The 14,413-nt window shown below is 70.5% G+C and carries 11 protein-coding genes; 3 read left to right on the top strand and 8 right to left on the bottom strand.

Translation table 11 applies throughout. From position 1 onward, the window contains the following. Nucleotides 1-33: 33 nt before the first annotated feature. The 4 genes from AB0C28_RS14505 to AB0C28_RS14490 form a co-directional block, all read right to left on the bottom strand. Nucleotides 34-249: a hypothetical protein gene (locus AB0C28_RS14505; protein ID WP_357837657.1), complete on the bottom strand. Its 216-nt coding sequence runs from the start codon at nucleotides 247-249 to the stop codon at nucleotides 34-36. Between the two features lie 187 nt (nucleotides 250-436). Next, the gene (locus tag AB0C28_RS14500; protein ID WP_357837660.1) at nucleotides 437-1,651 is read right to left on the bottom strand and encodes a S8 family serine peptidase; all 1,215 of its coding nucleotides are present in this window, start codon (nucleotides 1,649-1,651) and stop codon (nucleotides 437-439) included. 137 nt (nucleotides 1,652-1,788) lie between these two features. After that, nucleotides 1,789-3,903 carry an NACHT domain-containing protein gene (locus tag AB0C28_RS14495; RefSeq protein WP_358074632.1) on the bottom strand — a complete coding sequence of 705 codons (2,115 nt, stop codon included), beginning with the start codon at nucleotides 3,901-3,903 and terminating at the stop codon, nucleotides 1,789-1,791. Nucleotides 3,904-4,042: 139 nt separating this feature from the next. Then, on the bottom strand, nucleotides 4,043-5,497 hold the full coding sequence (locus AB0C28_RS14490) for a YcaO-like family protein (protein ID WP_358074629.1): 1,455 nt from the start codon (nucleotides 5,495-5,497) through the stop codon (nucleotides 4,043-4,045). Nucleotides 5,498-5,843: 346 nt separating this feature from the next. Between AB0C28_RS14490 and AB0C28_RS14485 the strand changes: the two genes are divergently transcribed. Then, nucleotides 5,844-8,258, top strand: a complete 2,415-nt coding sequence (locus AB0C28_RS14485) for a trypsin-like peptidase domain-containing protein (RefSeq protein ID WP_358074626.1) — start codon at nucleotides 5,844-5,846, stop codon at nucleotides 8,256-8,258. 213 nt (nucleotides 8,259-8,471) lie between these two features. On the opposite strand, the gene AB0C28_RS14480 is transcribed toward AB0C28_RS14485, so the two are convergent. The 4 genes from AB0C28_RS14480 to AB0C28_RS14465 all read right to left on the bottom strand — a co-directional run bounded on the left by AB0C28_RS14480 (nucleotide 8,472) and on the right by AB0C28_RS14465 (nucleotide 12,535). Next, nucleotides 8,472-9,008: a GNAT family N-acetyltransferase gene (locus AB0C28_RS14480; RefSeq protein WP_357837671.1), complete on the bottom strand. Its 537-nt coding sequence runs from the start codon at nucleotides 9,006-9,008 to the stop codon at nucleotides 8,472-8,474. A gap of 268 nt (nucleotides 9,009-9,276) precedes the next feature. Continuing rightward, on the bottom strand, nucleotides 9,277-10,014 hold the full coding sequence (locus AB0C28_RS14475; RefSeq protein WP_106235132.1) for a GntR family transcriptional regulator: 738 nt from the start codon (nucleotides 10,012-10,014) through the stop codon (nucleotides 9,277-9,279). A gap of 914 nt (nucleotides 10,015-10,928) precedes the next feature. Continuing rightward, a complete protein-coding gene (locus AB0C28_RS14470; protein ID WP_358074623.1) occupies nucleotides 10,929-11,366 on the bottom strand; it encodes a zinc ribbon domain-containing protein in 438 nt (145 codons plus the stop codon). After that, complete coding sequence (locus AB0C28_RS14465) at nucleotides 11,366-12,535, bottom strand: acetyl-CoA acetyltransferase (RefSeq protein WP_357837678.1); 1,170 nt, start codon at nucleotides 12,533-12,535, stop codon at nucleotides 11,366-11,368. Before AB0C28_RS14465 ends, AB0C28_RS14470 begins: the two co-directional genes overlap by 1 nt. A 229-nt stretch (nucleotides 12,536-12,764) precedes the next feature. On the opposite strand from AB0C28_RS14465, the gene AB0C28_RS14460 reads away from it, so the two are divergent. Continuing rightward, nucleotides 12,765-13,298 (top strand): flavin reductase family protein, encoded by a 534-nt coding sequence (locus tag AB0C28_RS14460; RefSeq protein WP_357838016.1) that lies wholly within the window; start codon nucleotides 12,765-12,767, stop codon nucleotides 13,296-13,298. After that, nucleotides 13,285-14,409: an acyl-CoA dehydrogenase family protein gene (locus tag AB0C28_RS14455; RefSeq protein WP_358074620.1), complete on the top strand. Its 1,125-nt coding sequence runs from the start codon at nucleotides 13,285-13,287 to the stop codon at nucleotides 14,407-14,409. Before AB0C28_RS14460 ends, AB0C28_RS14455 begins: the two co-directional genes overlap by 14 nt. The last annotated feature ends 4 nt before the right edge of the window (nucleotides 14,410-14,413 follow it).

Raw genomic sequence — 14,413 nt, 5'->3', positions numbered from 1 at the left:
AAGCCCATCGTGCTCACGTGAAGCCCATCGTGCTCACATGAAGTAGTAGACGTCCACGGAGCCGTCGCTCCGGGTGGAGAAGGAGGCCTCACCCGCGCCTTGCGGCGGTGTCTTGTTGACCCACTCGGCCGCCTTGGCCGCGTTGGGAACGGTCTTGGTGTGCCAGATCTTGGTGGCCGCCTCGACCCCCGCTGCACGCTTGGCGCTGGACGCCGCCTCGCGCTTGTCGACGTCAACCGCTTGACTCATGCTTGTTACACCTCCGGAGAAGACCTGCACGGTCTTCGTTGAGAGAAGGAATACCGGCCGTTCGCCGGCCGGAGCCGGTGCGGTCGGCGACCGCACCGTTCCACCGCCCTCCGTCGCGGAAGCCCGCGGAACGGTCGCGCCTTGACGTGGCGCGACCACTGCCGCGTGGCACCGGCAGAGAGCAGGTCTACGGGGAGCGCACCAGACCGACGCCCCGGTCGGCGATGTCCACGCCGGAGGCCAGCGGGCTGACGGCGGCGTTGGCGAGAAGGCGGGCCAGCACCGTCGTCGACGTGGCCGGCAGCGGTGACTTCATCACTTCCTCCCACCACAGCGCCGCCACGCCCGCGACGTGCGGCGTCGCCATGCTGGTGCCGCTGAGCGAGCGCAGGCCGCCACCGACCCGGGCGGAGACCACGCCGACCCCGGGCGCGCTGATCTGCGGGAAGGTGTTGGAGAAGGGCGCGACGACCAGGCCGTTGCCGGTGGGCGACTGCGCCAGCGCGCCCACCGCGATGACGCCCTCGGCTGCGGCGGGCAGCGACACGGCGATCTCGAAGTCAGGCCCGGTCTGGCGCTCGCTCTCGTTCCCCGCCGCGGCGACGACAAGGGTGCCGGGGCTCACGGCCTCGCGGGCGGCGACCATCCGCATGAGCGCGTCGAAGAGCCGCAGGTTGGCCCGGTACGCCTCCAGCGCCAGCGACGTGGCGAACTTGGGCTGCCGTCCGAGGTCGACCAGGCGCTGCACCATGCCGGGGAAGTCGAACCCCAGCGACATGGAGATCACCTGCGCGCCCTGGCGCAGTGCCCACTCCATCCCGCGCAGCAGCCCTTCGGTGTCGCCGCTCCCGTCGTCGGCGAGCACCTTGCCGATCACGGCGCGGGTCACGCCGGGCGCGACGCCGATCCTGGTGCCGTCCACGGCCCGGCCGAAGATCGTGCCGGCGCAGTGGGTGCCGTGTCCCTGCTTGTCGCCGACGCCGGAGCCGCTGAAGTCCTCCTGGATGAGGGTGACGCCGGTGAACGCGGGGTGGTTGCCGTCGATGCCGGTGTCGAGGACGGCCACGATCACGTCCGCGCCCGTCCGGGTCGAGACGTCGGCGCCCACCGCCTTGACGCCCCAGGTGGCCGCGGCGGCCGCCGCCTCGGCCGTGGCACGTTCGTCGGCGCCGTCCTCGAACGGCTGGATGAGCATGGTCGGCATGACCGGCGCCACCGCCCGCACCTCCGGATCACGGGAGATGTCGCGCAGCTCGTGCTTGGCCAGTTCGAGCACCTCGACGTGCGGCTCGCCGCCGGCGAGGACGCGAGCGGGCTCCGGCCCCGGCTGCCGCGCCGACTCGAAAGGACTCGCTGTGCTCACGCCGCTCATGTCGCGCAGCACGCTGTATCTTTCACCCACCGAAATTTCTCCCCCTCGCACCCGTCCGTTTCCGGACGGGGGCCGGACGTGCCCGGCTCCACCCGGATCAGTTCCCAGCACCGGCTCGGCTCGTGCTCAAGGCACGCCCGGAATACCGCCAAGGGCACGCACAGGACTCACAAGTGGGGTGCCGGCTCGAACGGCTGGTCCGCGCGCTTCTCCTGGAGTCCACGGGTGAGGTGCTGCTGCAGCTCGATGTGGCGGAACTGGTAGTACGGGCCTTCCGTACGCAGCAGGCCGAGCCGGTGGGCGTCGTCCAGGAAGTCCATCGCCCGCATGGGCAGACTGCCCTTGGCGGCCAGGCGCGGCACGGTCAGGTTGTAGGCCAGCCAGGCGTGGTGCCGGCCCACGACGAGCCCGAACAGCAGGCCGAGCAGCAACCCGCCGACGATCGCGACGGTCGTGGGGAGCCGGGCCTCCCTGGCGATGAGCCCGGCCATGAGGCCGACCACGATCCCGCTGAGCATCCGGATGACGGTCAGGGTCCGGTCCGCCCGCCAGGTCGAGCGGGGGGATCGCGCGGTCGCGGTGACGGTCGGGTGCTCGACCCAGCGGATCAGGCCGAGGACGATGACGAAGCCGATGCCCGACAGCAGCCCGATGTTCCGCGCGGTGTTCCAGGCGGCCTCGTAGTTACCGAAGTACCAGCCCACCAGCCAGCCGAGGATCGCCCCGACAAGTCCGATGATCAGCCCGGCCAGGAGCACGCGGGCCAGTTCGCCGAGCCGGCCGCGCCACTGGAGCTCGGCGTGACCGGGGGTCTCGGTGAACCAGGACCCGGTCATGACGATGACCACCAAGGCCGCCAGCAAGCCGGTCACCACGCCTACGAGCACCATCCCGTCGGTCAGTAGAAAGAAGACCAGCCCGGTCACGACGCCGATGCCGATGCCGCACCAGAGGCGCACCGTGCGGTTGGGCGTGCGGCCCGCCAGGTGCCACCAGGCCATGTCGCGGGTGTCGTCCTCGCTCACGGCCAACTGCCGGCAAACGTATGTGAGCCAGCGGCCGACCTGCTCCGGGGTCCACGCGTGCCGGGGCCTGAAGGGCTGCACCGGACCGTCGGCGGGCGTCCTGGTGCTCACCAGAGCGGGAATGAGCTGGTCGCAGAGGTGGTCCTGCAGTTCGGCCGCGCTGCCGTGCGCGTACCGCAGCAGCGGGGACGGATCCACGCGCGGGGCGATGTAGGTGGCGCGGACCAGCCACAGGCCCAGCGAGGTCGAGGTGACCTCCGCCAGAGCGGGGGCCGCGCCTGTGCGCAACGCCTCGATGACCGCCGGCCAGTTGGGATGCGGCACCGGCGGAAGGCAGGCCTGCAGATAGTCGGCGGCGACGTCGGGCCCCATAGGCTGCGGCTCGATGACCGCAGCCGCTGTCAGGACGTCGCCGATCTCCTCGACCGACTCGGCGAACTGCTCCGTCCGGCAGGTGAGGATGAGCTGGTCGTTTCCGCACATCGACCGGTTGAGCGCGGCCAGCAGATCCGCGCGGGCGTGGTCGGGCAGCTCGTCCAGGCCGTCGATGACGGGCAGGATCTCCCCCCTCGCCACCAGCGACTCAGGGATGTCGGTGCCGAGTTCCGCCGCACGCAGCGCGGGATAGTCCATGACCAGGCTCCCGGCCAGCCATTCCTGAAGCCGGGGATACGCGCGATCGTCCCAGCGGGCGGCCGACAGCAGCACCGGGACGGGCTCGTCCGACTCGCGGGTGCGCAGAAGTTCGAGCACGAGCTGCACCGCCAGCGTCGTCTTGCCGGTGCCTGGGCCGCCGAGGATGACCAGCCGCCTGCAGCGCAGGGCACGGAAGTTACGGACCATGTCCTCGATGTGCACATCCAGGCCGGAGAAGGCGACGGTCCCCTCGGCGATGATCTCGGAGCGGTCGGCGAGTTCGCGGCGCTCGGTCGAGCGCCAGGCCAGCGGCATCGGCTCGGGGTCGGCCAGCGAACGCAGGGCGGTCTCGTCCCGCCACTGCTGCGCCACCAGGCCGGCGAGCACATCCTTCGCGGTGCTGATCTGGGCGGAGGTCGGGGCGGGCAGGGGCGCGCCGCTGCGCCGCCACCAGGACACGGACTGCAACACGTGGGTGCCCAACGCGATCACAGTGCTCGCGAAGGCGTAGATCTGGGCGGACCCGAACACCTGCCCCAGGGGCTGGCCCTTGAGATTCGTGGCGGCCATGTAGAACACCAGAGACAAGAACCCGAACAGCAGGAAGAAACCGAACGACATCCTGGCCAGGCGATTTTGTCGTCGCCAATATCGAGCAGTCATAAACTCAGTATGCGCAGGTTCCACGCGAAACCAGTGCTCGGAATTCTCCGCACAAGGTTGATTATCGGAAAACAGGGCTGCGGCTCTCCAATATCCGTCAAAGACGTGGCAGAGATACGTTCTCAAGGGCAGAAAGTGCGGCCGCCCTGCCGCGACGGCCGGGAATGACGAGGTTTCCGTCGATCACCAGCATGAAACGCTCCAGCCCAGGAACGAACACGTGCACGGCGGTGACGCCGGAAGGAAGGGCGTGCACCGTCCGGCCATAAGCGGTGAAACCCCGCGCCGCCAGCGCCGCGACGACTCTCCATAGCTGATCCCCAGGCGTCCCGGCCGTCACACCCGCCGGCGCATCGGCCGGGAAGGGCACCACGTGGGCGTCGGGCAGGGCCTGGGCGAGGTCGAACCGGGCGCACGCGTGCAGCGCGGGATGCGCCGCCGGCGCGGCCGGGTCGCGGTGTGTGCCGGCCGGGAGCCGTTCGCCGAGCGTGGTCTGGACGAGTTCGGCGAGGGCGCGCCAGGCGGCGTGGGACGGGCTCAGCGAGGTGCCGGTGCCGCGCCGGTGCGGGTGGCGGGAGGTGGGCAGCGTGTACGCCAGCATGGTCGGCACGCCGAGGTCGCTGGTGATGTCCAGCAGGTACACCGGGGATCCGGTCAGCTCCCGGGCCACCGCGTACGCCCGCGCGGGCCTGTCGGGCAGCGTCCCCGGATCGATCAGCCGAGGGCGGAACCCGGGCCCGCCCAGGAAGGCCCGTACCAGGAGCAGGGACAGGGCGTCCCGCTCGATCGTCTCGTTGAGCGCGTGCAGCAACGCCTCGGCCACCGTGACGCCGACGGCGGAGCCGCTGTTGCAGCTGTAGCGCATGAGGTCGGCGTAGTCGCAGCGGTCGCCCACCAGCTCCCGGAGCGGCGCGGAGCCCGCCTCGACGTACCAGGGAGCCGACAGAAAGAGCGGCACCAACACCCCGCCGCCGCCACTGAGGCCATCCTCGCTGCGGCCGCCACCGCTTGGACCGCCGCCATCGAGGCCGTCCCCGCTTGGACCGCCCCCGTTCAGTTGACCGCCGCTGAGACCGTCCCCGCTGAAGCCGCCACCGCTGAGGACGTCCCTGCCGAGCTTTGGCCCGCCGATGGCCCGGTAGCGAGCGCAAGCCATCCGGTGGCCGCTCATGGGGGCCAGCAGGGCCCCGCAGACGTCATCCCGCAGCGGCCCGGCGGCGACGTCGGCCGGGACGGCCAGTTCCACAGTCTCGGGGGCGAATCCTGCCGATCCGGTCAGGTAGTGCTCGACGGCCTCGAAGAGGGCGCCCGCGCGGGCCTCGTCCCGGCTGCCCTTGCCCATCCCGCAGGCAGGCGGCGCCGCGTCCGCCTCACCCCGCAGGCCGCACCACCAGGCGGACGGGTCACGACCGGGACCCGCGTCGACGAGCTGCGCGCGCAGGCCGAGCGCGGACAGCGTGGCCGTCACCCGCCGGACGGCGACGGGAAGCGGCACCTCGCGCTCGGCCGGGCAGCGCGGCGGCGGATGACGACCCCCGCTACTGTCCGTCATCCCGGGCCGGCAGCTCGTCCAACAGTTGGAGCTCCACCGGGGTGAGCTGCTGGGCCTGCCGGTCCAACGATTCCACGGTTACGAAGTCGACCTTGTTTCCCATGGGACCGCCTCCCTTTCTCACGTCGTTTGATTGTAGTCCCGCCTTCATCCGGAAAAGAGAAAAGCATCTTGATGACATATTTAATGAGTTAACTTGACTGGCGACCGTCGAGGTGGACGGGAAGTGCGCGCCGAAATGTCGGTCAACGTGCGGCCAATTACCGTACACCCGCCTGGACGCCGCACCGCCCCGAGCCGCATCGTCGAAAGTGACACGGCTTTTACGTGAGGTGGCGGAACTGCCATGGATATAGCAACCGAGGTCCGTGAGAACCGGGTGGGCCACAGCAGGGCCGCCGCGAAGCGGTATCGCTGGAGCGACAGCGACCGCGAGGCCACCTCCCACAGGCAGCGGCAGGGAGAGGCGTTCCCCGACACGCCGGAGATGCTCGCCGCCCGCACCGCCCGCCTCGTCCAGCGCAACGGGCTCCCGGTCGAGGCGGCGCTGGAGGCCACCAGGACCGAGGCTCTCGACCGGCCCAAGATGTACGAGCGCATCCTGGGCGTGGCCAAGGACCTCCAGGCGTGGAGCTTCCTGCCCCGCGGCGCACGGGCCGCGCGGACGGTCGCCAGGATCGCGGTCCGCGAGAACGGCCGCGAGATCCCGATCGGCACCGGCTTCCTGGTCTCCCCCAGGCTGCTGCTCACCAACCATCACGTGTTCCCCGACGCCGGCGTGGCCCGCTCGGCGGTCGTGGAGTTCGACGCCCAGGTCAGCGTGGACAACACTCCCGAGGTGTCGCAGCGCTTCCTCCTGGCCCCCGACGCCTTCCTCGTCGCCGACGAGGCCCTCGACTTCGCCCTCGTCCCGGTCGTCCCTGACGCCACCGGCCGGCCGGTCGGGGAGATGTTCGGCTGGAACAGGCTCAGCGTCCAGACCGGCAAACTGGTCATCGGGGAGCCGGTGAACATCATCGGTCATCCCAGCGGCAGGCTGAAGGAGATCTCCATCCGGGAGAACCGGCTGGAGGCGCGGCTGGACGACTTCCTGCAGTACCAGACCGACACCGAGCCCGGCAGTTCCGGCTCTCCCGTCTTCAACGACCAGTGGGAGGTGACGGCGCTCCACCACAGCGGCGTGCCCAGGACGGACGGCCGCGGCCGGATCCTGCGGCGCGACGGGCAGCTCTGGCGCGAGGGCGACGGCGACGACGCCGTCGACTGGATCTCGAACGAGGGCGTACGAGTCAGCGTCATCCTCAAGCACCTGGCCGCGCTGCCGCTCGACGATGAACGGCTGACGTACCTGACCGAAATGGGCCCAGAATCCGGCCTCCAGAACCTCACCACGGTACGAACCACCGCCACCGCAACCGCAACCGCCTCGCCCTCGACAGACGGGCGATCCGCCAGCCCCTCGACAGACGGACGATCGGCTCCACTTTCAGCGGACGGGCTATCCGCCGCACCTTCGGCAGACGGGGAAACGATCCCTCCTGCGTCGGACGCACAAGCAGTCCTTCCTGCGATGAATGGACAAACGGTCCCGCCGTCGGAAGACGCGCGATCGGCCGCGCCGCCACAGGACACGCGACCGGTTTCGCCACCGCAGGGCACGCGATCGGAGCCGCCGCTGATGGATCCGCGGTCGGTCCCGCCACCAGGCACCAGGGCATCGGTGGCGCCGCCCGGAGACGGGCGATCGGAGCCGCCGCCGGAGGCGTGGCGGTCGGTTGTGCCGTCGCAGGGCGGGCCGCCCGTCGAGGCCGGCGTACGTGCCGCGCCCCTCCGGACTCGCACCGGCCTGCCCGCTGCGCCGGGCGCGTTCGGTGGGGCGAAGCACCTGGTGTTCCTGCACGGCCGCAACCACGAGGATTGCGTTCCCGAAGAGGTGCGTCGCAACTGGGCCGCCGGGCTGAACTGCGGGCTCACCCGGGCCGGCCTGCCCACCATCGTGCCCGCCGACGCCTGCTTCCCGTTCTACGGGCGGCGGCTCGTCGACGCCATGCGGCCGCTGGAGGCGCTGCAGCGTTCGCCGAGGGTGGCCGTCGGGGATCCCGTCGAGGCGGCGGCGCCGGCGGCCGGTTCCACGCGGCGGCTGTACGAGCAGCTGATCGTCGAGGCGGCGGCCCGAGCCGGCCTGCCCCCGGCTCGGGCTCCGGGCATGGAGGGGCTGAGTGACGCCGTCCACGACGGGCTGAGCTGGCTCGCCGACACCACCGACCTGGACCGCCTGGCCATCGCCGCCGTCTTCGGAGACGTGGCCGCCTACCTCGACGACCAGCGGGTACGGGACGCGGTTCTGGACTGCGTGCTCCAGGAGCTGCCACGATCCGGCCGCATGGTGCTGGTCAGTCACAGCCTGGGCACGGTGGTCGCGATGGACCTGCTCACCCGGCTCGATCCGGCGGTGGAGGTGGAACTGCTGGTGACGGCGGGCAGCCCGCTCGGCCTGGACAGCGTGTACGAGCGGCTGATCAGCGGCGGGCCGTACCGTCCTGACCGGGTGGCCCGCTGGTTGAACGCCTGGTGCCCGACCGATTCGGTCACCATCGGCTGCCCGCTAAGTGATCGCTGGCAGGACGGGCCGGATGAGGTCCCCGTCGTCAACGCGACGGGCCGGGCTCATGACATCGACGAGTACCTCGCCCACGCCGAGGTGGCCCAGGAGATCGGCATCTCGCTGTGCGCCCCGGCCTGGACGGCGCCGCACGGCTGAGCAAGCCGACTCAAACCGCAGGCCAGCTCAGACCAGAGGCCGACCCCGCGGGATCGGGTCAGGACAGAGCCGCGCGGGATCGAGGGTCGGACCGGGCTCCTGGGAGATCGGGGCCGGTCGCAACCCGAGGGACGGGGGCCGGTCGCGACCGAGGAACGGAGCCGGCCGGGGCCCGGTCCCGAGGGGTGGGGCCGGGCCGCGAGCCGGGGCGGGTCAGGCGCTGATCAGTTCGGCGATGGTCAGGTCACGGAAGACCGTGATCGGCACGTCCTGCGACGAGCGCTGGAACAGCGCCCCCGAGGACCGGTGCGGCAGGTCCACCGTGCGGACGTGGCGGAAGCCGCGCCTGCGGTAGTAGTTCTGCAGCCCGGGGTTGTTCTTGGCGCAGTCGAGGCGCAGCCACGGCAGGCCGGCCCAGTACGCCGAGGCGCCCGCCCAGTCGAGCAGGGCGTCCCCGAGGCCGGAGCCCGACCAGGGGCGGGCGACGGCCAGTTTGTGGACGTAGAGCGCGGCCCCCGGGTCGTCTCCCGGCCGCCAGAACTCGGGGTCGGCGTGCTCGTCGAGGGCGATGGTGGCCACCGGCGGGGCGGATTCGTCGGGATCGAGGTATCTGAGCTCGTCGTCCAGCAGGAACAGCACCCGCTCCTCGATGAGCGGCTCGATCCTTTCCGGGCCGAACCCCCCACGGGGCCATTGCCGCAGTCCCTGCCGCCAGAGCCACTCGGAGGTGTCGGCGAGGAGGGTGAGCACGCCGGGAAGGTCCGCGGGTTCCGCTCGGCGGAGGGAGAGAGGGTGAAGCAGGGTGTGTGTGTGCATAGTAAATCCTTCACTGCGTTGGGTGTCCGCTCCAGCGCACAGCGTGATGACGCAACGGTGCGCTAGGGCGAAATAGGGCCTTATCCCGATATATATGGATAAATGGCGATTTAGGGGAGTATGCACGACTCCCCTAGGCCAGCGAGGCGGCTATTTCTCGCTGCGCCCGGCCGGCGGGATCACCCCTTCACCCACGAACTCGTCAGCGGCGATCGAGTTCGTATCTGATCAGATGTTTGTCGGCTGGCAACACCGACACGGCGACACGCACAGGCATGTCCGCCCCGTCGTAACCCACTCGGACATAGACCATCACTGGCGTGCCGAGCTCAAGCTGGAGGCGCTCGGCCTCCTCTTGGTTGGGCATGCGGGCCCAGATGTCGTCGACGACGCGCACCTGCGCATGACCCAACTCTTCCAGTACCCGGTTCGCCCCTCGCGCGATGTCTCCGGGTCTGGCGATCTCGGAATCGGCGACCATGTCACGGGGAAAGTAGGAATCGTTGGTGTTGTACGGCTGCCCGTCCACGAACCGCAGACGGCGTCTCACCACGGCCAACTCCCCGTCGGCCAACTCCAGCCTGCTGGCGATCTCCTCTACCGGAGACACCGTCAGGACCTCGATGTACTGGCTTGGCGCGCGGCCTTCCTGCGCGACGGCGTAGGCGAAGGCCTCCCGCAGTTCCCCACTGGGTTGTGGCTCCAGCTCCCGCTGCGGATAGATCAGCAGCGGTCTGCGGTCTCTGACCACTGTTCCACGCCGTGGCGTGCGAGTGACGAGTCCCTCATTGACCAGCTCCCCAAGGGCCAGCCTCACAGTGTTCCTGCTCACGCCATGGTCTTCCATGAGCTGAGCCTCGGTCGGCAGCTGCGACCCGGGGCCGAGGACACCCGAGTAGATGGCTCGTCGCAGTTCCGAAGCCACCTGCTGATACAGCACCGACCTTGCCACTTTCACCCCTTTTGTTCCAACAATTTAGACGATCTGGTTCTAGCAGGCCACAACCCCTTGACCAAACCCGGTCCACCGGCCCATCATCCATTCGTTGGTACAAATCCATCTAAAGGCCGGTGAGGGGGTGAAGGCCAGTGTCGCCGGTCCGCACGGGTACGCCATACCTGCCCTGGCATGACCCTCGCGAAGCAACTCGTTTACTGCGTTACGCGTTGCGCCGCCAGGTGATCACCCACACCTGCCAGTGCAGTGGCACATCCGTGCCATCGCCATCGGTGCTGACTGAGCTGACCGCGTGCTGCGAAGACGGATCCTTTGTCGGAGACAAGGAGGGTGGCGCCACCGTCACGCAGCACATCGATGACCCGGTCGGTGCAGCTCGAAGCATCGCCGCACGTTGCCGACGACAGGGACCTTCACGTTCCCCCATCGACTCCGTGTGCGGCTCAACGGTCTAGGACTCCATCCCTCGCCGGAGTCCTGGGCCGTCGCACACGGGGAAGGAAGCGCGTCCTGGCGGGTCCCCCACGCCCGCCAGGACGCGTTCTCCTCGACAGGGATCCGCACGAACAGCCGCCTCCATCTCCCGATGGGGGCTTTTCCGTGTCAGGGGGCGCACGGGCCGCCCCGCTCCGGAACCCGGGGCGGCTGGCCCGGGTTCCGGAGCGGGGAGACCGGGTGTCACGACGGCAGGCGGGCAGGATCGTCTCACGTGACCTCGTGGCCACGTCCGTCACCCAGCACGCACGAATCACATCTGCCGCCAAGTCCAGGCCGTCCGCATCGACGACGCCTACAGCCACATCATCAACCCTTGAGGCCGAACGCGGGGGCACCTTTCGTGATGGTGGGACTGGTGGGATTTACCGGTACCAATGCAATTTGCCACGCAAGGTCAACTAGCGGGAGGACTTGCGCTCGGGTGGATGAACATGCACGCTCCCGGCATCGGCCGGCGCCCAGTCGAGCAGCGTCACATCCCCTGTGACCTCGGTGAACGCCCCCACGACCCGCTCCCCGTGCTCCGGCGGACGCGTCGATCGCCAATTTCCGTACACCAGACAGCCGGAAACCGCCTCCAGCCGGACCATTACCACTAGGTATGGATCGAGCCGTCCCGGCACGAACGGCTGGTGGCTGACGATCCAGCTCTCCACCGTTCCCACGGGGTCGACCTTCCGCCAGCGACACCCTTCCGTACGGCAGACCGGGCAGAAGGCCCGCGGTGGGAAACGCGGCGTGCCGCAGCCGGCACATTCCTGTACCGCGAACTCCTTCCCGGCGATCCGCTCCCACCACGGGCGGGAGTCCCGGTCGGGCTCGGGACGGTAGGCCATCACGCCCTCCTCAGGATCAGGGCGGAGGTGGCGGGCAGGATGTAGCCGGGCTGGGACGTCGAGAGCGCCACCTCCGCGCCCGGCACCTGCCGGTCCCCCGCGTCCCCCCGGAGCTGGGAGACCGCCTCGGCGACGTGGTTGAGCCCGTGGACGTATCCCTCGGACAGGAAACCCCCGTGCGTGTTGACCGGGAGGGCGCCGTCCAGGGCGGTCGCGCCCGACTCCACGTACGGCCCGCCCTCGCCCTTGGCGCAGAACCCGTAGTCCTCCAGCTGGACGATCACCGAGTAGGTGAAGCAGTCGTACAGCTCGGCCACGTCCACCTCCTCCGGGCCGAGCCCGGCCTGCGCGTACAGGCGGGGGGCCAGGGCGGCGGCCGCGGTGACCGTGGGGTCGGCGCCGGCGAGCGAGAGGTGCGAGGTGCCGCCGCCCCAGGCGGCGCCGGAGACGAGGACGGGCGGGCGGCGCAGCGAGCGGGCGCGTTCGGCCGTGGTGACGACCACGGCGCAGGCCCCGTCGGTCTCCAGGCAGCAGTCCAGCAGCCGGAACGGCTCGGCGATCCACCGGCTGGCCAGGTAGTCGTCGAGGGTGATGGGCGTACGCATGAGAGCACGCGGATTCTTGGCGGCGTTGGCCCGCTGGGTGACGGCCAGGCGGCCGAAGTGCTCGGCCTTGGTGCCGTAGCGGAGCATGTGGGCGCGGGCGTACATGGCGAACTGCTGGGGCGGGGCCACGTACCCGTACGGGGCCTGGTACTGCACCTCAGGGCTCACCGGCACGCCCCTGCCGGTGCCGCCCATGCGGAACTCCGAGCGGGCGTTGATGGCCCGGTAGCAGACGACGGTCTCGGCCAGGCCCGCGGCCACCGCCAGCGCGGCCTGGCCGACGACGGCGTGGGAGACGCTGCCCCCGCCGAACTGGTCCAGGTGCCAGGCCAGGTCGCTCAGCCCCAGGGCGGGGCCGACGAGGGTGGGCGGGGCCGAGTCGCCGACGCGGTGCGTGGCCAGGCCGTCCACGTCGTCCGCGGTCAGGCCGGCGTCCTCCAGCGCGGCCAGCACGGCGCGGCAGGCCAGGGTCAGCGTGCTGACGCCGGAGTCCTTGGTGAAGGGCGTGTAGCCGACTCCCGCGACGGCCGTGACATTCCTGAATTCAAGCAAGCGCTTGGGCACATACGTCACGTTATGCACCCGTTTTCGCCCCTGTCAACGCAGGTGAGCCGGTGCGACTTGACACCTTTCGCCGCTTCCCCCTAGCGTCCAAGCAAGCGCTTGGTAAGATGAGCGCAGTCGGCGTACGAGGAGGCGGATCATGAGCACACACGCTGCCCGGCTCATCGCGCCGGACGGCTGCCGCGGCCTTCCGACGCCCTACCAGCGCAGGACTCGCAACGGAGCCGCCATGCCGACGAGCCCATCCCAGCACAGCCCGAACGGCCACCTCGACAGCCGCCGCTTCCGGCAGGTGCTGGGCAGGTTCGCGACCGGCGTGGTGGCGATCACGGCCGTCGACCCGCTGAGCGGCCGGCCGTGCGGCCTGGCCGCCAACTCCTTCACCTCGGTCTCGCTGGACCCGCCCCTGGTGGCCTTCTGCGTCGCGCACACCAGCACGAGCTGGCCCAAGGTACGCGCCGCCAAGGTCGTCACGGTCAACGTGCTGGCCGAGACCCAGCAGGACGTGTGCGCGCAGATGGCGAGCAAGGGCGGCGACAAGTTCGCCGGCCTCGCCTGGACCGGCTCCCCCGGCGGCAACCCGGTGCTCGACGGCGCGCTCGCCTGGCTCGACTGCGTGGTCGAGGCCGAGCACGTGGCGGGCGACCACATGATCGTGGTGGCCCGGGTACACCAGCTCGACACGCTCGCCGAGGGCGGGCCGCTGCTGTTCTTCCGCGGCGGGTACGGATCGTTCAACGGCGGGTTCCTTGAGCCTTCGTGAGCGGGCCAGGGCCTGGCTGGAGGAGAGCCTGCGCGGCGAGTTCGCCGACGCAAGGGGGCTCGGCGGCCCCGGGCGCGAGCACGAGGGATTCGAGCGGCGAAAGGCGTGGGAGCGCCACCTCGGCCGGCACGGCTGGACCTGCCTGGGCTGGCCCGAGAGGTACGGCGGCCGCGCCGCCTCCCTCGCCGACCAGGTCGCCTTCCACGAGGAGTACGCCAGAGCCGGCGCCCCCGCCCGGGTGGGCCTCATCGGCGAAGGGCTGGTCGGCCCGACCATCCTGGAGTTCGGCACCGACGAGCAGAAAGAGCGCTTCCTGCCCCCGATCCGGCGCGGCGAGGAGCTGTGGTGCCAGGGCTACTCCGAGCCGGAGGCCGGCTCCGACCTGGCCAATGTCCAGACGCGGGCCCGACTCGAAGCGGGCGAATGGGTGATCACCGGCCAGAAGGTGTGGACGTCGCTGGCGCACGTGGCCGACTGGTGCTTCGTCCTGTGCCGTACGGAGGAGGGCTCCCGGCGTCATCACGGGCTGTCGTACCTGCTGGTGCCCATGAACGGCCCCGGCGTCGAGGTGCGCCCGATCGTGCAGCTGACCGGCACCTCGGAGTTCAACGAGGTCTTCTTCGACGGCGCGCGCACGGCGGCGGGCAACATCCTCGGGGCGCCGGGCGACGGCTGGCGGGTGGCCATGGCCACGCTCGGCCACGAGCGCGGGGCCTCCACGCTCGGCCAGCAGCTCGGGTTCGCGCGGGAGCTGGACACGGTGATCGCGACGGCCAGGCGCACGGGCGCCGCCGCCGACCCCGTGCTGCGCGACCGGCTCGTACGCGCCTGGCTGGAGCTGCGGATCATGCGGCTCAACGCGCTCAGGACGCTGGGCCCCGACCCGGGACCCGAGGTGTCGATCGCCAAGCTGTACTGGTCGGAGTGGCACCGCAGGCTGGGCGAGCTGGCCCAGGCCGTCCAGGGCCGGGCGGGGCTCGCCTGCGGCCCAGACGGGCTGAACGAGCTGCAGCGGCTCTACCTGTTCAGCCGGGCCGACACCATCTATGCCGGTTCCAGCGAGATCCAGCGCAACATCATCGCCGAGCGCACCCTGGGACTTCCCCGCTGATCGG

Origin of the sequence: Nonomuraea sp. NPDC048892 (assembly GCF_040649735.1) — a bacterium.
In the GTDB taxonomy this organism is placed as follows: Bacteria; Actinomycetota; Actinomycetes; order Streptosporangiales; family Streptosporangiaceae; genus Nonomuraea; species Nonomuraea maheshkhaliensis.
This window is presented reverse-complemented; position numbering and strand designations above follow the sequence as displayed.

Coding starts and splice junctions, on each gene's coding strand:
- AB0C28_RS14505 (WP_357837657.1), bottom strand. CDS start 249: ATGAGTCAAGCGGTTGACGTCGACAAGCGCGAGGCGGCGTCCAGCGCC.
- AB0C28_RS14495 (WP_358074632.1), bottom strand. CDS start 3,903: ATGTCGTTCGGTTTCTTCCTGCTGTTCGGGTTCTTGTCTCTGGTGTTC.
- AB0C28_RS14490 (WP_358074629.1), bottom strand. CDS start 5,497: ATGACGGACAGTAGCGGGGGTCGTCATCCGCCGCCGCGCTGCCCGGCC.
- AB0C28_RS14485 (WP_358074626.1), top strand. CDS start 5,844: ATGGATATAGCAACCGAGGTCCGTGAGAACCGGGTGGGCCACAGCAGG.
- AB0C28_RS14470 (WP_358074623.1), bottom strand. CDS start 11,366: ATGGCCTACCGTCCCGAGCCCGACCGGGACTCCCGCCCGTGGTGGGAG.
- AB0C28_RS14460 (WP_357838016.1), top strand. CDS start 12,765: ATGCCGACGAGCCCATCCCAGCACAGCCCGAACGGCCACCTCGACAGC.